The organism is Paracoccus sp. J55, assembly GCF_000513975.1.
Taxonomy (GTDB): domain Bacteria; phylum Pseudomonadota; class Alphaproteobacteria; order Rhodobacterales; family Rhodobacteraceae; genus Paracoccus.
Genome location: NZ_AZVA01000004.1, coordinates 185,875 through 206,236 on the forward strand (window position 1 = coordinate 185,875; position 20,362 = coordinate 206,236).

Here is a 20,362-nt window from a genome sequence, read left to right on the forward strand (position 1 = left end):
TCCTCAACCCAGGTCGATGCGCGCGCGAAAGGTCAGGTCGACCCGCCGCCCCGCGCCGTTTTCCGCCCGCCGCGCCCGGGCGCGCAGGAACCACAGCCCCGCCAGCCGGCCCCGGTCCAGCGCGATCTCGGCCGTCTCCAGCGCCTCGCTGACCGCGACCGCCGCCGCCTTGACCGCGCCGAAGCCGCCCGCCGCCTCGGCCCCCGACAGCACCGAGACGACGAAATCATGCACCGCCCCCGCCGCCGTCATGTCGCCCGCGTCCCGCACCTCCTCGGGGCCCAGCGAGACATAGGGGCCCGCCGGCGCCGCCACCGGCATCGCATCATAGATCGCGTCGCCCACCAGTTCGTGCAGCGCCGCATCCTCGCGCAGCACCCGATAGACCGCCGCCTGCAGCGCGGCCGTTCCCAGATAGCTCATGCCAGCGCCTCCTCTTTCGCGACGCAGACCAGCCAGCGCCCTTGCGGGTCGCTTTCGGCCACAGCCTCGATGCGGAAGCGCCGGGCATCCGCCCCCTCGCCCAGCCGCAGCCGCTGCTCGGGGCGCGGGCGGCGCGCATCGCCGCCAGGCGCCGCCCGGACGGTGATCCGCCAGGTCACGACGCTCTGCGCCCCCACCTCGGCGAAACGCTCAGCCCCCGCGCCCGACCGCATCTCGGCCCAGATCCGCCCGACCTCCTGCCAGGAGAGGGCAAAGCCGCCCATCCCGTCCGGCTCGCGGACCGGAGATTCGAGGACCAGCGGCACCGTCAGCCGCGGCGCGCTCATGCCCGGCCGCGCGGAGTGCCGCGCCCCCCCAACACCCGGACCAGGCGCCAGCGTTCGATCAGCGCGCTGACCCCGAAGGGCATCGCGCCCTGCGTGCCCTCGAAGCTTCGGTCCTCGTGATAGCGCGCGGCAAGCAGCAGCACCGCCTGCGCCAGATCCGCAGGCACCCGCGACCATGCGGTCCCGAAGCCGGCCAGGAAGGTGATGGAAACAGAACCGCCCGAAGGCACCGAGGGCAGGAAGGCCCCCACCGGCCTCAGCATCGGCCGCTGCACATCCGGCACCAGCCGGTAACGCGCCGGATCGACCAGCGTCACCGCACCCGCCGCGTCGGCGATCTCGACCCGCTCGACGGCCTCGACCGGGGCCAGCGGCAGCGGCTGGCCCATGGGGTCGCGCCATTCCTCCAGCCGCAGCCGGAACTGCCGGGCCAGCAGCACCTTGCCGGTGCGCGCCTCGATGGTGGCGATGGCCGCGCGCAGGAAACCCGCCAGCGCCGCGGTCTCGGCCGCGTCCTCGGTCATGCCGAAACCCGTTCCCAGCCGCAGATGGTCCCGCAACCCCGCGACGGGCAGCGCCTCGGTTGCGGGCGCTGTCACTTCCACAAGCATCATCTTCGTCTCTCCCACTCGCAGGGGTGCCGCATCCTCTGGACGAAAAGGGGGCCGCGCATATCCGCCCTCGCGCGCGCGGACAGTGGCTTGCCGGTCCGGCGGACATTGCCCGCGCGGCCCCCGCTTCGGCCCTGGATCAGCCGAAGACCATCAGCTTGACGGCGCGGGCATCGGTGACGCCGCCCCCGACGCGCTTGGTGGCATAGAACAGCACATGCGGCTTGGCCGAGAAGGGATCGCGCAACACGCGCAGGTCCGGGCGCTCGACGATGGTATAGGCCGAGCGGAAATCGCCGAAGGCGATCGAGAACGAGCCGCGAGCGATGTCCGGCATGTCCTCGCAGACCAGAACCGGATAGCCCAGCAGCTGCGCCGGCTGCCCCATGGCCAGGCTGTCCGCCCACAGGAAGCGGCCGTCCGCGTCGCGCATCTTGCGCACCGCCGCGGCGGTCTTCGAGTTCATCAGGAAGCTGGCATTGGCCCGGTATTGCGCACCCAGCGCATAGACCAGGTCGATCAGCGCATTGGCCGGGTTGTTGGCGGCAAAATCGCCGTCCCCGCCCGAAGGAATGGTGCCGATCTGCACATTGGTCGCCGTGCCGTTCGGCGCCTTGGCATGGGTCAGGAAGCCCTTGGGCTTGTTGACCCCGTCGCCATTGACGAAGGCCGTGGCCTCGGCGCGGGCGAATTTCTCGGCGATACGGCCGGCCAGCCAGGTCTCGACGTCGAAGGCGCTGTCGTCCAGCAGCCGCTGGCTGGCCTTGGGCATGGCCGAAAGCTCGTGCACCGGGATCACCACCCGCTGCACGGTCGAGGTTCCTGTCTCGGCCTGGGTGCCGGCCTCGGTGGACCAGCCATGGGCGATATCGCCCATATCGACCAGCACCTCGTAGGTCGCCGATTCCACCGTCACCACATTGGCGACCCGGCGCAGCGAGGCGGTGACGTTCAGCGCCTCCTGCACCTGCAAGGCCACGGTCGGCGCCGCCAGGAAGCCGCCGTCGCTGGTGGTGGTCATCGCCTTGCCCTCCAGCGGCAGCCCGCGCAGCGCGCCGTCGTCGCCGTGGCGGATATAGGCGTCGAAGGCCTTCTGATGCGGTGCGCCCTGATCGGCCTCGGCCGACAGAGGGGCGCGGGCGCGGGAAATGGTCTTGCGGTCCAGCATGGTCATGCGTTCTTCCTGTGCTTCCAGTCGTTTCTGAATATCGGCGCGGAATGCCTTGAGCTCATTAACGAACCCCAGCATCTCGACCCCCAGCTCGCCGGGCATGTCCGCCCCGGCCGCGGCTTTCACCTCGGTCATGGTCCCCTCCATCTGGTGAAATTCACTCGGCGCGCAGCGCCCGCGTCGCGGCCCGGAAGGCCGCCGCCAGTTCCAATGCGCCATCGGACTTGCGGCCCACCTTGGCCTCGGCCAGCATCGGGAAGGTGACCAGAGACACCTCCCACAGCTCGACCTCGGACAGAAGCCGCCGGCCCTTGCCGTCACGCTCGGCGCTCACGGTGCGATAGCCGATCGACAGCCCGTCGATGGCCCCGGCCTCGACCAGCGCCGCCGCCTCCCTCGCCTGGGCGATCTCGGGCAGAAGCCGCCCCTTGACCCAAAGCCCCTTCTCGTCCTCGCGGATCTCGTCCCAGACGCCGATGGGCTTGGCGGGATCGTGCTGCCACAGCATCCGCACCTTGTCCCCCCGCGCCGCCAGCCGCTTCAGGCTGGCCGCATAGGCGCCCCGCACCACGATATCGCCGCCCTGGTCGGCCAGGCCGAACAGGCTGGCATAGCCCTCGATCCGCGTGCCATCGGCGACCAGAGAGCCGCCTTGCGCATATTTCAACTCCAGCCCGTAATCCTTTGAATTCACGTCAACCTCCTTTCGGCGCATATTCCAGGATCGACTGCACCGCCTGGGTCAGGATCACCGCGACGACGCCATAGACCGTCATCCACAGGCGCCGCTCCAGCCCCTCGATCAGCGCCTCGATCCGCTCCAGCCGCCGCTCCACCTGGCCGAATTGCAGCGCCATGATCCGCTCCTGCGTGTCGAAACGCTGGTCGTGCCAGTCGAAGGGCTCCTTCACGAAACGCGAGCCCTCCATCTCATTCCTCCGCCAGCGGCGGCAGCCCCAGCGCGGCGCGCTTCTCGGCCTCGGTCAGGAAAGCGGCATCGCCGATGCGCCGCCAATGGCTGTCGCGCTCCTCGGCCAGCGCCGGCGCCTGGTCGGGATCGGCGCGCAGGTCGATCTCGGCCCCCAGATGCTCGGAAAGCCACCAGGCCACGGCGCTGGCCACGCGCGAGACCAGCGGCAGCACCGTCAGCCGGTAGAAGGCCCGGTGCGCCTCGGCGTAATTGGCATAGGTCGCCTCGCCCGGAATGCCGATCAGCATCGGCGGCACCCCGAAGGCCTGCGCAATCTCCCGCGCCGCCGCCAGCTTCGTCTCGTGAAACTCCATGTCGGCGGGCGAGAACCCCATCGGCTTCCAGTCGAGCCCGCCCTCCAGCAGCATCGGCCGCCCGGCATTCCTCGCGCCCTGGTGGTGCATCTCCATCTCGGTCACCAGCCGGTCGTACTGGTCCGGCGACAGGCTGCCCTGCCCGTCCGCGCCCTTGTAGACGATGGCGCCGCTCGGCCTCGCCGCATTGTCCAGCAGCGCCTTCGACCAGCCGGATGCACTGTTGTGCACATCCACCGCCACCGCCGCCGCCTGCATCGGCGACAGCCCGTAATGGTCGTCCAGCGGATGGAAGCTGCGGATGTGGCAGATCGGATCGGGACTGCCCGCCATGTCGAAGCGCATCTTGCGCCCGCCCACGCCATATTCATAGGCGACGGGCCAGCCATCCGGCCCCGGCACCACCGCCATCCGGTCCGAGCGCAGCACATGCAACTCGCCCGGCAGTCCCCCGGCGCCCTCGCCCACCGCCTCCAGATAGCCGTTGCCGCTCAGCAGGATCTGCCCGAACAGCGCCTCGAACAGCTCGGCCCGGCCCTGGCCCGGATTGGGCCGGCGCAGCAGGTCCAGCACCGGATGCAGGTCATAGCGCCGCTCGCGATCCTGGCAGACCAGCGGCACGGCGGCGGCCGCCTCGGCGATCAGCCGCACGGCGCGAAACCCGACCGGATTGCCGACGAAGCCCGTCCGCGTCAGCGAAGCGGTGTCGCGCGGCGACCAGACCACCCGCCCCGAACCCGCCGCCAGCGCCACCACCTTGCCCGCGGCGCTTGCCTTCTTCTCGACCTCCGCGGGCGCAGCCCCCCGCCCGAACCAGGGAAATGCCATCGGTCCCTCCTGAATCTCCAATGAAAAAGGGCCGCTCGCGCGACCCTCCACGGACCCCCAACGGCCCTTCTTTCTTGCGTAAATATCCCGGGGTCCGGGGCAGAGCCCCGGTCCGGCGCTACAGCCCCCGCACCGCCGGCCGCCTCCAGGACGCCGCCGGCTCGATCACCAGCTCGTGGATCGCCCAGACCAGCGCATCCAGCCGGTCGGGCGAGCCGCGCCCGTCATAGCCCGCCACGGACATGCGGCACATCTGATCCTCCAGCGCGCCCAGGCCGCGCAGGTGATGCACCCGCCCCTGCTCGTAAAGCGCCGCCACCGGCTCGGCCCGCAGCCCCTTGCCGCGCCCGGCCCGCAAGGCCCGGAACGGCACCAGCGGATCGACCTGCCGGATCACGCTCTCGACCAGGTCGCCGCCCTGGTTGACCTCGGCCACCAGCCGCTCGGCGCCGTGCCGCTGCATCGCGGCGACGGCGGCCCGCGCCCAGTCCAGCGGCCCGCCCCGGACCGAGGCATCCTCCAGCACATAGGCCCGCCACTCCGTGACCGGCCCCTCGCTGACCACGCCGGCGACCACGATGCCGCATTCGTCCGAGGCCGCGCCCGAGCTCACCGCCGGATCGACCGCCACCACGATGCGCGACAGCCGCGGCGCCGCCTCCACCCGGCAACGCTCCAGCATCGAGGTCGTCCACAGCGCCCCCTCGACATCCTCGAGCAGCAAGCCCTCCAGTTCCTGCCGTCCCAGCCGGGTGCCGGCATAGCGCGCCTCGACCTCGGCCAGGAAGCTCTCGGCCAGATAGGCGCGGTTCGCCTCGGTCGGCGCATGGGTGGTCACGGTCGAGGCATTGCCCAGGATCCGCTTCAGCACCGCGACGTTCTTCGGCGTGGTGGTCACCACCTGCTGCGGATGCTGCCCCAGCCGCAGCGCGAATTGCAGCATGTCCCAGGTCTCCTCGGCCTTCTTCCACTTCGCCAGCTCGTCGACCCAGGCCGCGTCGAATTGCGGCCCGCGGAGCGCCTCGGGCTCATGCGCCGAATAGAGCTGCGCGGTCGCACCATTGGGCCAGACCAGCCGCCGCCGACCCGCCTCCCAGACCGGGCGGCGATCCGGCGGAGAACAGGCCAGAATCCCCGACTCGCCGAACACCATCACGTCCCGCGCCTGATCGAAGGTCTCGGACACAAGCGCCACGCGCTGCGCCCGCCCGGGCGCCTCGGGCGTCGCCCCCTCGACCTGCGCGCGCACCCATTCCGAGCCGGCGCGGGTCTTGCCCGCGCCGCGCCCGCCCATGATCACCCAGGTCTTCCAGTCGCCCTCGGGCGGCAGCTGATGCGGCAGTGCCCAGAACTCGAAAAGCCAGGGCAGCGCGGCCAGCGCATTGTCGCTGAGCCCGCCCAGGAAATCGTCAACCTCCTGCGGCGCGGCGCAGGCAAGCCAGGCGGCGCCCGATCTCGTCTCGTGCCGCGACAAGGTCGAGTGCGCCTGCACCGACCTGTCCGGCAGCATCCTTGCGAAGCTTGTCAACCCTGCTCCTTTCCTCCAGCACCATCTGGGTCGCGGCCCGAAGGTCACGCACCAGCTTGCCGGATTCCTTCAACTCCCCCGTCTCGCCTGCCTGGATCTTTTCCCGCAGCCGGGTCAGATCCGCCGCATAGGACCGAAACAGCCCGTCCGCGATGTCCAGCACGCTCATGTCGGGCGCCGTGGCGGCGCCGGGCACGAAAGGCCCTTCCGGCGCCTCCGGCCCCGGATCGAAACTCATGGTCATTCTTGATCGCCCTGCCCTCGTGTGCCTGTCCGCACGAGCGAGACATGAAAAAAGCGGCCCAAGGTCATCGACCCGGCCGCTTGCCCATCTCTCCCAGCATGGGTAATTTCTACTTCAGGGCGTTCGCTGAGTCAACTCAAAACCAAAGGTTGCATCGCCCAGCGCCGTTTTCCCCCGCAATAACAATCGATTGCCTCACGCAACACCGCAGCGCACGCCCGGCGCAACACCCGCCGCCGGGGCACTGCCGTGCCTTCACCGTTTCCCAAATACTCAAAAAACCGGCCGGCCCGCGCCAAGGGCCGGCGCCGGTCAATCCCCCTGCACCGGGGAAAGCGGCTGCCCGCGTTGCCGCTCGATCTCGCGCCAGCGCGCGACGTTCTGGTTGTGCTCCTCGAGCGTGCGGGCAAAGGCGTGCCCGCCGGACCCATCGGCGACGAAGAACACGTAATCCGTATCCTCGGGGTCCAGCGCCGCCGCGATGGCCGCCCGGCCGGGATTGGCGATCGGCGTCGGCGGCAACCCGTCGATCTGATAGGTGTTGTAGGGCGTCCGCCGCCGCAGCTCGGACCCCCGGATGCCGCGGTCCAGCACCCCCTTGCCGCCGGTGACGCCATAGATCACCGTCGGGTCGGTCTCCAGCCGCATGCCCTGCCGCAACCGGTTGACGAAGACGCTGGCCACCACCCGGCGCTCGTCCGGCACCCCGGTCTCCTTCTCGATGATCGAGGCCATGATCAGCGCCTCTTCCGGCGTCTCGTAGGGCAGATCCGGCTCGCGATTCTCCCAGGCCGCGGCCAGGAACGCCGCCTGCCGCCGCTCCATCTCGGCCAGCAGCGCGGCGCGGTCGGCGCCCTTCTCGACGTCATAGGTGTCGGGCGCCAGGATGCCCTCGTCGGGCAGTTTCGCGACCTCGCCGCCCAGGAACCCGGCCTGCTTCAGCCCCTCGACCACCTGCCAGCTGGTGACGCCCTCGGCGACCGAGATGCGCAGCCGCGCGTCCGGCTTCGCTTCCGCCGCAACGATGACCTCGGGCGCCGGCTCGCTGGCGGGATTGTATTTCGCCTGCTCGGCAAAGACCCCGGTCTCGGCATCCATGTCGCGCAGGATCACCGAATTTTCCCGCACGCCGATGCGGAACACCACCTCGGTGCCGCAGGTGCTGGGACCGCCGGCGGTGATGACCCGGACGATCTCCTCCATGCTGGCCCCCGGCGGCATCAGATAGGAGCCGTATTTCAGATCGCGCGATTTCCCCGCATAATCGGCGCCCGCCCGGAACACATAGGCATTGGACACCACCCCCTGCTCGGCCAGCTGCTGGCTGACCGCGTTCAGGCTGGCGCCGGGGGCGACCCGGACGCAGGCGGCCACGGCGCTGGGACCGGGCTTGGTGTATTCGTGCTTGCCCCAGGCGATGGCCGCCGCGACCGCGATCAGGATCACGATCAGCAGCGTCAGGAAGTTCGACGCGATATGGCGCCAGATCATTCCTCGACCCGCCCCATCACCAGGCTGGCATTGGTGCCGCCGAAGCCGAAGCTGTTGGACAGCACGTAATCCACCTTGCGCCGCACGGCGGCATTGGCGGCCAGGTCGACCGGGGTCTCGCGCGCCGGATTGTCCAGGTTGATCGTCGGCGGGCAGATCTGGTCGCGCAGCGCCAGGATACAGAAGATCGCCTCGACCGCCCCCGCCGCGCCCAAGAGGTGCCCGATGCTCGACTTGGTCGAGGACATGACCACATCGCCCGCGGCCTCGCCCAGAAGCCGCTCGACCGCGCCCAGCTCGATCACGTCGGCCATGGTCGAGGTGCCATGCGCGTTGATATAGTCCAGGTCGCCCGGCGACAGGTTGGCGCGCTTCAAGGCATTGGTCATGCTGCGGAATCCGCCGTCGCCGTCCTCGCTGGGGGCGGTGATGTGATAGGCGTCGCCCGACAGGCCATAGCCCAGGATCTCGGCATAGATCTTCGCGCCGCGCGCCTTGGCGTGCTCGTATTCCTCCAGCACGACGACGCCGGCGCCCTCGCCCATGACAAAGCCGTCGCGGTCCTCGTCCCAGGGGCGGCTGGCAGCCTTGGGATCGTCCTCGCGCTTGGTCGACAGCGCCTTGCAGGCGTTGAAGCCGGCGATGCCGATCTCGCAGATCGGGCTTTCGGTGCCGCCCGCGACCATCACGTCGGCATCGCCCAGCATGATCAGCCGCGCCGCGTCGCCGATGGCATGGGCGCCGGTCGAGCAGGCCGTGACCACGGCATGGTTCGGCCCCTTGAAGCCGAACCGGATCGAGACCTGGCCCGAGACCAGGTTGATCAGCGCGCCGGGAATGAAGAAGGGGCTGACCCGCTTCGGCCCGCGCTCCTTGATCAGCACCGCCGTGTCGGCGATCGAGGACAGCCCGCCGATCCCCGAGCCGATCATCACCCCGGTGCGCTCGCGCTCGTCCTCGTTCGCGGGCTCCCAGCCGGAATCCTTCACCGCCTGCGCAGCGGCGGCCATGCCGTAAAGGATGAAGTCGTCGACCTTGCGCCGGTCCTTGGGCTCCATCCAGTCGTCGGGGTTGAAGCTGCCGCCCGTGCCGTCGCCGAACGGGATCTCGCAGGCATATTTCGTCGCCACATTCGCGGTGTCGAACCGGGTGATCGGTCCGGCGCCGGATTCTCCGGCCAGAAGCCTCGACCAGGTCTCCTCGACCCCCGAGGCCAGCGGCGTGACCATCCCCAGACCGGTGACGACAACTCTGCGCATGCACGGGCTCCCTTCGCAACGCTCAATCGGGCAGGTTCTACACGCGCGCCGCCCGCCGCGCAACGCAAAGCGGCCCTGGGCCGGCAAGCCGCCGCCCCACCGGTCCGGCGCCATTCGGGCAGGATGGCAACACCCCTGAAAGCAATGGGAACCGCACCTGCGGGCGCTCGTTGAACTCATCGGGAATCGGCCTATTCTGCGGCCGAGCCCCTCTCTTGCAGACGCTCCCATAGGAAAGGACGACGCCGGATGACCACGCAGACACAGGCCAGCGCCCAGGCCGCCCTGGACGAGATCCAGACCGTGACCGCGGTCGTCCTGCCCGAGCCCCCCGCAGCCGCCCCGAAACTGGCCGAGGCCGAGCCCGCCGTCGCCGAAGAGATCCGCAAGCGCATGGCCGAGGTGGACATCCGCGACTCCGGCTCGATCGTGCATTTCGGCGCCCGGGCCCAGAACGAGCTGCAGGAAATCAGCCAGGCCATGCTGGCCGACGTCAAGAACAAGGATGTGGGCCCGGCCGGCGAATCCCTGCGCGAGATCGTGACCACCATCCGCGGCTTCTCGGTCAGCGAGCTGGACGTGCGCCGCCAGCGCAGCTGGTGGGAGAAGCTTCTGGGCCGCGCCGCGCCCTTCGCCAAGTTCGTCGCCAATTACGAACAGGTGCAGGGCCAGATCGACCGCATCACCGCCGATCTCGATCAGCACCAGCACCGGCTCTTGAAGGACATCAAGTCGCTCGACCTGCTCTATGACCGCACGCTGAACTTCTATGACGAGCTCGCGCTCTACATCGCGGCGGGCGAGGAGAAGCTGGCCCAGATCGACCGCGACGAGATCCCCGCCAGGGAAGCGGCTGTCGAGGCCGCGGCCGAGAACGACAAGGTCATGGCCGCGCAGGAACTGCGCGACCTGCGCTCGGCCCGCGACGACCTGGAGCGCCGGGTGCACGACCTCAAGCTGACGCGGCAGGTGACCATGCAGTCCCTCCCCTCGATCCGGCTGGTGCAGGAAAACGACAAGTCCCTGGTCACAAAGATCAATTCCACGCTGGTCAACACCGTGCCGCTGTGGGAAACGCAGCTGGCGCAGGCCGTGACCATCCAGCGCAGCGCCGAGGCCGCCCGCGCGGTCAAGGAGGCGAACGACCTGACCAACGACCTTCTGACCGCCAACGCGAAGAACCTGCGCGAGGCCAATGCCCAGATCCGCACCCAGGTCGAGCGCGGCGTCTTCGACATCGAGGCGGTGCGCACCGCCAATGCCGAGCTGATCTCGACCATCGAGGACAGCCTGCGCATCGCCGACGAGGGCCGCACCCGCCGCGCCGCCGCCGAAGAGGACCTCAAGGCGATGGAGGCCGAGCTGCGCAAGACCCTCGCCTCGGCCAGCGCCCGATCCCCCAACCCAGCATCGACGCCATCGTGACCCTGCCTGCCCGTCCCTCCCTGCACCTGACCCTTGCGCTGGCCCTGCTGGCGCTGCTGGCCGCCTGCGCGCCCGAGCCCCCGGCCGAGGCCCCGCCGCCCCCGGTCGAGGCCCCGCCCCCGCCCGAGCGCCCCGAACCGCCGCCGGTCGATCAGGCCGCGCTGCGCCGCGAACGCGCCGAAAGTGCCCGCGCCGCCACCGCGCGCGCCGAGGCCGCCGCCGCCTCGCCCGCCAGCCGCAACATGCGCGACTATCTCGCCGGCGTCGAGGAGGCGCTGATCGCCCGCGGCCGGCTGCGCACCGATCCCGGCACCGAGATCGCGCTGACCCCGGAAAAGCTGGCAGAGGATTTCATCGAGGTGGCGCTGCACGACGAATATGTGCGCGAGGGCGGCAAGCTGGTCTCGCGCCCGACGCCCGCCCCTTTGCGGCGCTGGCAGCAGCCGGTGCGGGTGCGGCTGGAATTCGGCGACTCGGTCGCCCCCGCCCAGCGGGCCCGCGACCGGGCCGAGATCGCCGGCTATGCCGCGCGGCTCCAGCGCATCACCGGCCATCCGGTCGCGCTGACCGGCGCCTCGGGCAATTTCAACGTGCTGATCCTGAACGAGGACGAGCGCCGCGCCATCGGCCCGCGCCTGTCCTCGCTGGTGCCCGGCATCCCGGCCGGCGACATCGCCGCGCTGCGCGACCTGGCGCCGCAGAACTATTGCACAGTCTTCGCCTATTCCAACGGCAACTCCCCGGCCTATGCCCAGGCCGTGGCGCTGATCCGGTCCGAGCTGCCGCCGCGCCTGCGCCGCTCCTGCATCCACGAGGAACTGGCGCAGGGCATGGGCCTGGCCAATGACAGCCCGCGCGTGCGCCCCTCGATCTTCAACGACGACGAGGAATTCGCCTATCTGACGCAGCATGACGAATTGCTGCTGAAGATCCTCTACGACCCCCGCCTGCGCCCCGGCATGACCGAGGCCGAGGCCCGCCCCATCGTGCTGCAGATCGCCCGCGAGCTGCTGGGAACCGAGGTGTGACAGGGCCCCGCCCCGCAGCGACCGGAACGCCAGGCCCAGCCAGGCCGCAATCCCCGCCAACAGGCGCAGAACTCGGTCGGGCGGGCGGTCCGGCTGCTTCGGCATGGCACATCTCCGGGATCGGGGGCGGGGCGGCATTTCCGCCTGGCTATCACCCTTCCCTCAAGAAAAGATGAATCCGCGCCGCCATCGCCACCCTCTCCTCGCTTGACGAGCGGGGCTGCCTCGGCACTATCCTCAAGGGCAGCCCGCGGCCTCGCAACGAAAAAGGCAGACCCATGTCCCTGTTCAACATCCTCGGCGGCGAGTTCATCGAGATCATCGAATGGACCGACGACACCCGCGACACGATGGTCTATCGCTACCCGACCGTCGGCAAGGCGATCAAATACGGCGCCAAGCTGACCGTGCGCGAGGGCCAGGCCGCCGTCTTCATCCACGAGGGGCAGCTGGCCGACGTGTTCCAGCCCGGCCTCTACATGCTGGAAACCAACAACCTGCCGATCCTGACCCGGTTGCAGCACTGGGACCACGGCTTCCGTTCGCCCTTCAAGTCCGAGATCTATTTCGTCAACACCACCCGCTTCAACGACCTGAAATGGGGCACCAAGAACCCGGTCATCGCGCGGGATCCGGAATTCGGCCCGGTGCGCATCCGCGCCTTCGGCACCTATTCCATGCGCGTGACCGACCCCGGCCGCTTCATGACCGAGATCGTCGGCACCGACGGCGAATTCACCCGCGACGAGATCAGCTTCCAGCTGCGCAACATCATCGTGCAGGAATTCTCGCGCATGATCGCCGGCTCGGGCATCCCGGTGCTGGACATGGCGGCGAATACCGGCGACCTGGGCCAGATGGTCGCCAAGGCGATCGGCCCCACCGTCGCCGCCTATGGCCTGACCATCCCGGAATTCTACATCGAGAACATCAGCCTGCCCGACGAGGTGGAAAGGATGCTCGACAAGCGCACATCGATGGGCATCGTCGGCGACCTGAACCGCTTTGGCCAATATGCCGCATCCGAGGCGATGCTGAACGCCTCGAACCAGCCCGGCGGCATGGGTGCGGGAATGGGCGCGGGCATCGGCGCCGGGCTTGGCGCGGGCATGGGCGCCGCCATGGCGCAGCGCGGCCCCTGGGGCGCCGTGCCCCAGCAGCAGGCGCCGCAGACCCCGCCGCCGCTGCATCCCGAAACCGTCTGGCATATCGCCGTGAACGGCCAGGCCGACGGCCCCTATGGCCGCGCCCATCTCGGCCGCCTGGTGCGCGAGGGCGGCTTCACCCGCGAAACGCTGGTCTGGACGCCCGGCCAGGACGGCTGGAAACCGGCCGAGGAGGTCGCCGAACTCGCCCAGCTCTTCACCGTCGCGCCGCCGCCCCCGCCGCCGATCCCGAAGGCGGAGTAAGCCGCCGGAATGCCGACGCCGCCCTCGGAATACCGCTATCCTTGCGAGAATTGCGGCGCCAGCCTGGAGTTCTCGCCCGGCCAGCAAAGCCTGGTCTGCCCCTATTGCGGGCATGAAAGCCATATCGGCCCCGGCCCCGCCCGCGCGCCCTCCCGCCAGAGCCAGCAGGGGCCATGGGGCGAAAGCGCCATCCTGCTCGACCCGGCGACCGGGCGGGCGCTGCAATGGGACGGCGGGCACAAGTCGCCGCAGCTGCAGGAACTGCCGCTGGAGCACGGGCTTTCGCTGGACCGGCACAGCGACCTGACCGAGACGGTGCGCACCCTCTCCTGCCCGAATTGCGGCGCCAAGGTCGAGATCACCAGCGACCGCCACGCCTCGGCCTGCCCGTTCTGCGCCACCGCCGTCGTCACCGACACCGGCACGACGCGCCACGTCAAGCCGCAGGGCGTGCTGCCCTTCGTCATCACCGAGGCGCAGGCGAAAGCCGCGCTCGAGGACTGGCTGCGCGGGCTGTGGTTCGCGCCCTCGGGCCTGACCGCCTATGCCCGGCGCGGCAAGAAGATGAGCGGGGTCTATTCGCCCTTCTGGACCTTCGACGCCGACACCGCCTCGCGCTACAGCGGCGCCCGCGGCGACTGGTATTACGAAACCGTCTACGTCACGCAAATGGTGAACGGCCGCCAGCAACGGGTGGCGCAGCAGGTGCGCAAGACGCGCTGGACCCCGGTTTCGGGCCAGGTGGCACGGAATTTCGACGATGTGCTGGTGCTGGCCTCCAGCGCGCTGCCGCGCCGCATCACCGATGCGCTGACGCCCTGGGACCTGTCGCATCTGGTGCCCTACCGGCCCGAATACCTGGCCGGCTTCCTGGCCGAGGGCTATACGATCCCGCTCGGCTCGGGTCATGACATCGCCCGGCAGGAAATGGCCGGGGTGATCGCCATGGATGTGCGCCGCGCCATCGGCGGCAACGAACAGCGCGTCACCGGCATCGAGACCCGCTTCGCGAACGAGACCTTCAAGCATATCCTGCTGCCGGTCTGGACCGCCGCCTATCGCTACAACGGCAAGAGCTATCGTTTCGTGGTCAATGGCCAGTCCGGCCGCGTGCAGGGCGAGCGGCCCTGGTCTGTCTGGAAGATCGCCCTTGCCGTGCTGCTGGCGCTGGCGCTGCTTCTGGCGGCGCTTTGGCTGAACGAGCGCGGCGGTTTCATCCGCTTCGGCGCCGCCGACCTGACGCCGGATATTTCCATCAGCGGCAGTTACCGCTATCAGGAGACAGGAGCGGACGGTCCCGCCGTCCGAAGCGGCTAAGAAACGGGAGGGGAAGCCGATGATCCTTTGCGCCGGGGAATCGCTGATCGACATGGTGCCCGAGGGCGCCCATTACCGGCCCCTGCCCGGGGGCGCGGTCTACAACACCGCCATCGCGCTTGGCCGCATGGGCATCGACACGGGCTATCTCTGGCCGATCTCGCGCGATACCTTCGGCGAGATGCTGCTGCGCCCGCTGGCCGAGGCGGGGGTGGATACCGGCCTTTGCCCGCGCAGCGACCGGCTGACCACGCTGGCCTTCGTGACCCTGACCGGGGGCGAGGCGCGCTATGCCTTCTACGACGAGGGCTCGGCCGGCCGGATGCTGGCGCCCGAGGACCTGCCCGAGATCCCCGACGCGGTCTCGGCACTGTTCATCGGCGGCATCAGCCTGGTCCCCGATCCCTGCGGCGCCGCCGTCGAGGCGCTGGTGGAACGCGTCCGCCACCGCATCCCGGTGATGCTGGACCCCAACATCCGCCCCTTCTTCATCGCCGACGAGACGGCCTATCGCGCCCGGCTCGACCGGCTGATCGGCATGGCCGACCTGATCAAGCTCTCGGGCGACGACCTCGACTGGCTGATGCCGGGCGCAAGCTTCGAGGAGGCCGCCGCCGCGATCCTCGCACGCGGGCCGCGGGTGGTCTTCCAGACCGGCGGCTCGGCGGGAGCGCGGGCGCATTGGTCGGGCGAGCCGCTGGCCGCCCAGGCCCTGCGGGTCGAGGTCGCCGACACCATCGGCGCCGGCGACACCTTCAACGCCGGGGTGCTGGCCGCGCTCGACCGCGCGGGCGTGCTGACGCGCGAGGGGCTGGAACGCCTGACGCCGGAGGCTGTCGCCCAGGCGCTGGCGCTCGGCACCCGGGCGGCGGCGATCACCGTCTCGCGCCCCGGCGCCAACCCACCCTGGGCGCACGAGCTTTCCGCCCTGCCGGCCTGACCCCAAACGGGAAGCCTCGGCCCCGGCCGTTCCGTCGCGACATGGGTATTTGGAAAACAGAGAAGCCGCCTTTGCCCCAAACCGACCGGCAGGATGGAATTCGGACATTGAGGAAATCGTGAAAGCGAAGAGGCCGCGCCCTGCGGCCCGGCCTTGGCTTCTCTGTTTCCCAAATACCCAAATCGCAGCCGCTCAATCGGCACCGGCCGCGCCCGGCTCTTGCGACCGCTGCCGTCTTTCAAAAGCCGCCCGCGCGACGGTGCCGGTCAAAGCGCCTCGAAGGCCGCCTTCTGCCGCTCCGTCCAGCGCAGGCGCAGATGCACGCCGTCCTCGGCCAGTTCCTCGGCCTCCACCACGCCGCGCTCATGCAGCCAGGCCCGGCGCCGGCCGTCCGAATGCGGCAGCACCAGATCGGCCTCCAGGCGCGGCTCGTCCAGCACCTCGGCCAGCCGCGCCTCGATGGCGGCCAGCAATGCCTCCAGCCCCTCGCCAGACAGCGCCGAGATCGCCTGAACCCCCGCGGTCCGCGCATCGGTGCGCCGCAGCGCCGCGCGGGTTTCGGGGGAAAGCGCATCGATCTTGTTCCAGACCTCGATCAGCGGCACGTCCTCCTCGACCCCCAGCGAATCGAGGATCTCGCCCACGTCGCCTGCCTGTTCCTCGGTCTCGGGATGGCTGATGTCGCGGACATGCAGGATCAGGTCGGCGGCCAGCACCTCCTCCAGCGTGGCGCGGAAGGCGGCGACCAGCTCATGCGGCAGGTCGCTGATGAAGCCCACGGTGTCGGACAGGATCACCCGGCGCCCGCCCGGCAGCACCATCTGCCGCATGGTCGGGTCCAGCGTGGCGAAAAGCTGGTCCTGGGCCAGGACCTCGGCCCCGGTCAGCCTGTTGAACAGCGTGGATTTTCCGGCATTGGTATAGCCGACCAGCGCCACGATCGGATAGGGCACCTTGGCGCGGGCCTTGCGATGCAGCTCGCGGGTCTTGACCACCCGCTCGAGTTGCCGGCGCAGGCGGATCACCTGCTCGTCGATGGCGCGGCGGTCGGCCTCGATCTGAGTCTCGCCGGGGCCGCCGACAAAGCCCAACCCGCCGCGCTGGCGTTCCAGGTGGGTCCAGGCCCGGACCAGCCGGGTGCGCTGATAGGCCAGCGCCGCCAGTTCCACCTGCAACACGCCCTCGCGCGTCTGCGCCCGGTCGGCGAAGATTTCCAGGATAAGTCCGGTGCGGTCGAGGATCTTGACGCCCCATTCCTTTTCCAGGTTGCGCTGCTGCACCGGCGTCACCGGCCCGTCGATCAGCACCAGTTCCGCCCCCTCGCCTTCGGCGGCGGCCTGCAGGTGCTGGCCGATCTCCTCGCGCTTGCCCTTGGAGAACAGCATGCCCGGATCGGGATTGCGCAGCCGCGCCACCTCGGCCCCCGTCACCGCGATGGCGGGCAGCGCATGGGCGAGCGCCACGGCCTCTTCCAGCGCCAGCTCGGGCGAGCGGCGGGTGCGCGAATTGCCCAGATCGGGATGGATCACATAGGCGCGGGTCGGCCGCTCGCGGGTTTCCGAGGGCTCGGCCAATCAGTCCTCGCCGTCATAGAGGCTGATCGGCTGCCCCGGCATAATGGTGGAAATGGCGTGCTTGTAGACCAGCTGCGACTGTCCGTCGCGGCGCAGGAGCACGCAGAAATTGTCGAACCAGGTGATGACACCCTGCAATTTCACACCATTGATAAGGAAAATCGTGACCGGGACCTTGCCCTTGCGCACATGGTTCAGAAAAGCGTCCTGGAGGTTCTGTTTGTCGCCGGCCATTCGGGGCACCTTGTTCTTATCGCTGGTTTTCAAGACTTAGGCGAGCGGGCAGCCGCTTGCAAGCATGTGTCCGCCCTAACGGCGCCAGTATTCGGGCGAGACCAGCGCCAGGATCGCCAGGGTCTCGACCCGGCCGACGATCATCGCACCGGCCAGCACCGCCTTGGTCAGCCCCGGCAGCCCGGCCCAGCCCGCCCAGGGCGCCCCCGCCATGCCGGCCGAGCCCTGGAAGGTCGGCGTCAGCGGAATCGCGCCGGCCAGCGGCCCGGTATTGGTCAGCGCCGCGATGGAGAGAATCGTTGCCGAATCGAATTCGACCCGCTGCAGCGAGATCAGCATGACCGTCACCGCGATGGAGCTGGCGAAGAGCATGAAGAAGATGAAGGCGAGATAGGCGCCCTCGCGCCGCAGCCGCCGCGCCATCAGCCCGCCGCCGCCGACCGAGCTGGGATGCACGATCCGCTCCAGCTCGCGCTCGGAATGGCGCGCGAGGGCATAGACCCGCAGGAGCTTGACCCCGCCCGCCGTGGTGGCGACGCCGCCGCCCATCATCGCCAGCCCGGCCAGCATCAGCCCCGGCGAGCTGAGCCCCGACCAGTTGCGCGCCCCCTGCCATTCGACCGAGTTCCAGCCGGTGGTGGTCAGATAGCTCAGCCCGTTGAAGATCCCGCCCCAGGCGGCCGAGGCGGCGCTGTCCAGCGTGCCGAGCACCCCCATGCCGCCCTCGGGCGAGACGCCGATGGCGCCGGCGAAATGCCGGGCGAACAGCACGACCGAGACCAGCAGCACCACGCCGGCGGCCATCTGCAGCTCGGGATCCCCGGCCCAGCTCTCGCTGGCCCTGAGCTCGCCGCCGCCCGGCCAGAACCGGCGCGACAGCGCCGGGATCAGGAACAGGAAGATGACCACCTCGCCGGCGATGCCGCTGCCCTGCCCGGCCGGGCCGCCCACCGGGCTGATGCCGCTGGTCGACAGCGTGCCCATGGCGCGGGTCAGCGCCACCAGACCGGTTTCGCCCAGCATCAGCAGCAGCATCCACATCAGCAGCGTCAGCCCGGCATAGACCGGCAGCACCACCCGCCCCGCCCGCATCACCCGATGCGCCGGATCGGCCAGCTCGGTCTGGAAGGCGGGATGGGTCAGCGGGGCCAGGGCGTCCGGGCCCTCGGCCGAGCGCGGCAGGCGCTCGAACCGCTCGCTGCGGCCATAGGGCGAGGACATGATCTCGAACCCGCCGACCCGCAGCGGCGCCAGCAGCGCGATGGCCGCGACCAGCATGAACAGCCCGCCCAGCCAGCCGACCAGCGCCCGCCACAGATGCAGCGGCGCCGGCAGCAGCTCGGGGGAATAAAGCGAGGCGCCGGTGGTGGTCAGGCAGGAGATCATCTCCCACCAGGCGTTGAAGAACCCGGTATCGGGCAGGGCCAGGGCGAAGGGCACCGCCAGCATGGCCGGCAGCAGCGCCATGGTGCCCAGCATGGTCAGAAGCACGCTGCGCGCCCGCGGCCCCTCGGGCGTGCCGGCGGTGGCGATGCCCAGGATCGCCGCCAGCAGCACGAACAGCCCCGCCGCGCCCAGGAAGATCGAGCCGATCTTGTGGCTGTCCTGCGCATGGGCGTAAAGCCCCGGCAGCACCATGGCCAGCGCCCCGATCCCCCCCAGGAGCACGATCAGCGGCAGGCGCAGCAGGAGCTTCATGCCGACGCCTCAGAAAAAGTCGATCGAGACCTGCAGCAGGCGCTCGACCTCGGGGATGTCGGAGGTCAGGGCGAAGATCACCACGATGTCGCCCTCCTCGATGCGCAGGTCGCCCGTCGGCTTGATCACGCGCTCGCCCTTGCGCACCGCGCCCATCAGCGCGCCTTCGGGGAATTCGATGTCGCGCACCGCCCGGCCGGCGATGGGCGAGGTGGACAGGACCTGCGCCTCGATCACCTCGGCCTCGGCATCGCCGATGGAATAGATGTCGCGCACCCGGCCGTGCCGGATATGGCGCAGGATGGTCGAGACGGTGCTGGCGCGCGGATTGATGAAGGCGTCGATGTCCAGCGGCTCCATCAGCGACATCAGCGTCGGATCGTTGACCAGCGAAATCGCCAGCTTGGCGCCGGCCTGCTTGGCGCGCACCGCGGCCAGGATATTGGTCTTGTCGTCGTCGGTGATGGCCAGCACCGCATCGGCGCGCGGCACGGCCGCCTCCTCCAGCAGCTCGGCCGAAAGCCCGTCACCGTTCAGCACGATGGTGCGGTTCAGCGCGTCGGCCGCATCCTCGGCCCGGGCGCGGCTGCGCTCGATCAGCTTGACGCGGATGCGCTCGGGCCGCGCCTCCAGCGCCTGGGCCACGGCAAGGCCGACATTGCCGGCACCGATGATGACCACGCTTTCCTGCTTGGCCATGGGCTTGCCGAAGATCTCCAGCGTGCGCGGCACGTCCTCGGCCAGGGTGAAGACATAGACCTGATCGCCCTCGAACAGCTGGTCGCCCGGCTCGGGCGCGAAGAGCTTGCCGCCGCGCCGCACGCCGCTGACGATGGCGCTGAGGCTGATGAACATGTCGTTGAGCTGGCGCAGCGGCGTGTTCAGCACCGGGCTGTCCGGCTCCAGCAGGATGCCCAGCAGGTGCAGCCGGCCCTCGAGAAAGGTCTCGGCATCGAAGGTCGAGGGCGCCGAGAGCCGCTGGATCGCCGCCCGCGCCACCTCGCGCTCGGGGCTGATGACCACGTCGATGGGCAGGTGGTCGGTACGGTAGAGATCGGAATAGATCGCATCCAGATAGGCCGAGCTGCGCAGCCGGGCGATCTTGCGCGGCACCTGGAAGACGGAATGCGCGACCTGGCAGGTGACCATGTTCACCTCGTCGGAATGGGTCGCGGCGATGATCAGGTCGGCATCGCGCGCCCCGGCGCGGTCCAGCACGTCGGGATGGCTGGCAAAGCCGGTGACGCCCTGCACGTCCAGCGCATCGGTGGCGCGCCGGACCAGCTCGGCATTGGTGTCGATGATGGTGACGTCGTTCCGCTCGCCCGCCAGATGGCGCGCGATATGCCAGCCGACCTGCCCCGCCCCGCAGATGATGATCTTCATTCCGGCCCCGGTCCATGCCCTTCGTGAAGCGCGATCCTATCGCGCGGCGCGGGCGACGGATACAGCGAAAACATCAGGGCCACCCGTGCAGTCGCAGCGCCTGTCCCACCGCCGCATGAGTATTTGGGAAACGGTGAAGCGGTTAGGCTTTTCTTAACCTCGCCC

20 protein-coding genes are annotated in these 20,362 nt (G+C 69.7%); 5 read left to right on the plus strand and 15 right to left on the minus strand.

The features are described 5' to 3' along the window. Window positions 1-3 precede the first annotated feature (3 nt). The 11 genes from PARJ55_RS0106185 to fabF form a co-directional block, all read right to left on the minus strand. Window positions 4-423, minus strand: coding sequence for a DUF3168 domain-containing protein (locus tag PARJ55_RS0106185; protein ID WP_028712234.1), 420 nt, complete (start codon window positions 421-423; stop codon window positions 4-6). Beyond that, window positions 420-770: a head-tail adaptor protein gene (locus PARJ55_RS0106190; RefSeq protein ID WP_028712235.1), complete on the minus strand. Its 351-nt coding sequence runs from the start codon at window positions 768-770 to the stop codon at window positions 420-422. Before PARJ55_RS0106190 ends, PARJ55_RS0106185 begins: the two co-directional genes overlap by 4 nt. Further along, on the minus strand, window positions 767-1,384 hold the full coding sequence (locus PARJ55_RS0106195) for a hypothetical protein (protein WP_028712236.1): 618 nt from the start codon (window positions 1,382-1,384) through the stop codon (window positions 767-769). Before PARJ55_RS0106195 ends, PARJ55_RS0106190 begins: the two co-directional genes overlap by 4 nt. A 136-nt stretch (window positions 1,385-1,520) precedes the next feature. Beyond that, complete coding sequence (locus PARJ55_RS0106200) at window positions 1,521-2,687, minus strand: phage major capsid protein (protein WP_028712237.1); 1,167 nt, start codon at window positions 2,685-2,687, stop codon at window positions 1,521-1,523. Between the two features lie 22 nt (window positions 2,688-2,709). Next, on the minus strand, window positions 2,710-3,267 hold the full coding sequence (locus PARJ55_RS0106205; RefSeq protein WP_036697718.1) for an HK97 family phage prohead protease: 558 nt from the start codon (window positions 3,265-3,267) through the stop codon (window positions 2,710-2,712). Continuing rightward, entirely contained in the window at window positions 3,248-3,481 is a 234-nt protein-coding gene (locus PARJ55_RS0106210; protein WP_019352420.1) for a hypothetical protein, read from the minus strand. Before PARJ55_RS0106210 ends, PARJ55_RS0106205 begins: the two co-directional genes overlap by 20 nt. Window position 3,482: 1 nt before the next feature. Continuing rightward, window positions 3,483-4,664 carry a phage portal protein gene (locus tag PARJ55_RS0106215; protein WP_028712239.1) on the minus strand — a complete coding sequence of 394 codons (1,182 nt, stop codon included), beginning with the start codon at window positions 4,662-4,664 and terminating at the stop codon, window positions 3,483-3,485. A gap of 118 nt (window positions 4,665-4,782) precedes the next feature. Further along, the gene (locus PARJ55_RS0106220) at window positions 4,783-6,174 is read right to left on the minus strand and encodes a DNA-packaging protein (RefSeq protein WP_198019318.1); all 1,392 of its coding nucleotides are present in this window, start codon (window positions 6,172-6,174) and stop codon (window positions 4,783-4,785) included. Continuing rightward, window positions 6,074-6,361: a hypothetical protein gene (locus PARJ55_RS21550; protein ID WP_036697761.1), complete on the minus strand. Its 288-nt coding sequence runs from the start codon at window positions 6,359-6,361 to the stop codon at window positions 6,074-6,076. Before PARJ55_RS21550 ends, PARJ55_RS0106220 begins: the two co-directional genes overlap by 101 nt. A 387-nt stretch (window positions 6,362-6,748) precedes the next feature. After that, entirely contained in the window at window positions 6,749-7,927 is a 1,179-nt protein-coding gene (mltG, locus tag PARJ55_RS0106230; RefSeq protein ID WP_036697720.1) for an endolytic transglycosylase MltG, read from the minus strand. Beyond that, window positions 7,924-9,186, minus strand: coding sequence for a beta-ketoacyl-ACP synthase II (gene fabF, locus PARJ55_RS0106235; RefSeq protein WP_028712243.1), 1,263 nt, complete (start codon window positions 9,184-9,186; stop codon window positions 7,924-7,926). Before fabF ends, mltG begins: the two co-directional genes overlap by 4 nt. Window positions 9,187-9,435: 249 nt before the next feature. Between fabF and PARJ55_RS0106240 the strand changes: the two genes are divergently transcribed. The 5 genes from PARJ55_RS0106240 to PARJ55_RS0106260 all read left to right on the plus strand — a co-directional run bounded on the left by PARJ55_RS0106240 (window position 9,436) and on the right by PARJ55_RS0106260 (window position 15,305). Continuing rightward, window positions 9,436-10,611 carry a toxic anion resistance protein gene (locus tag PARJ55_RS0106240; RefSeq protein WP_028712244.1) on the plus strand — a complete coding sequence of 392 codons (1,176 nt, stop codon included), beginning with the start codon at window positions 9,436-9,438 and terminating at the stop codon, window positions 10,609-10,611. Next, window positions 10,608-11,639, plus strand: coding sequence for a DUF2927 domain-containing protein (locus PARJ55_RS0106245; RefSeq protein WP_028712245.1), 1,032 nt, complete (start codon window positions 10,608-10,610; stop codon window positions 11,637-11,639). Before PARJ55_RS0106240 ends, PARJ55_RS0106245 begins: the two co-directional genes overlap by 4 nt. 278 nt (window positions 11,640-11,917) lie before the next feature. After that, window positions 11,918-13,048: an SPFH domain-containing protein gene (locus tag PARJ55_RS0106250; protein ID WP_028712246.1), complete on the plus strand. Its 1,131-nt coding sequence runs from the start codon at window positions 11,918-11,920 to the stop codon at window positions 13,046-13,048. Between the two features lie 9 nt (window positions 13,049-13,057). Then, entirely contained in the window at window positions 13,058-14,365 is a 1,308-nt protein-coding gene (locus PARJ55_RS0106255) for a hypothetical protein (protein WP_028712247.1), read from the plus strand. A gap of 19 nt (window positions 14,366-14,384) precedes the next feature. Further along, the gene (locus PARJ55_RS0106260; protein WP_028712248.1) at window positions 14,385-15,305 is read left to right on the plus strand and encodes a carbohydrate kinase; all 921 of its coding nucleotides are present in this window, start codon (window positions 14,385-14,387) and stop codon (window positions 15,303-15,305) included. Window positions 15,306-15,571: 266 nt separating this feature from the next. Here the strand turns inward: PARJ55_RS0106260 and hflX are convergent, their stop codons facing one another. From hflX to trkA, 4 genes are all read right to left on the minus strand, one after another. Next, window positions 15,572-16,879, minus strand: coding sequence for a GTPase HflX (gene hflX, locus PARJ55_RS0106265; RefSeq protein ID WP_028712249.1), 1,308 nt, complete (start codon window positions 16,877-16,879; stop codon window positions 15,572-15,574). Continuing rightward, a complete protein-coding gene (hfq, locus tag PARJ55_RS0106270; protein WP_017999735.1) occupies window positions 16,880-17,113 on the minus strand; it encodes an RNA chaperone Hfq in 234 nt (77 codons plus the stop codon). A gap of 75 nt (window positions 17,114-17,188) precedes the next feature. Further along, window positions 17,189-18,811: a potassium transporter TrkG gene (locus PARJ55_RS0106275; protein WP_028712250.1), complete on the minus strand. Its 1,623-nt coding sequence runs from the start codon at window positions 18,809-18,811 to the stop codon at window positions 17,189-17,191. 9 nt (window positions 18,812-18,820) lie between these two features. Continuing rightward, window positions 18,821-20,197 carry a Trk system potassium transporter TrkA gene (trkA, locus tag PARJ55_RS0106280; RefSeq protein ID WP_028712251.1) on the minus strand — a complete coding sequence of 459 codons (1,377 nt, stop codon included), beginning with the start codon at window positions 20,195-20,197 and terminating at the stop codon, window positions 18,821-18,823. Window positions 20,198-20,362 lie beyond the last annotated feature (165 nt).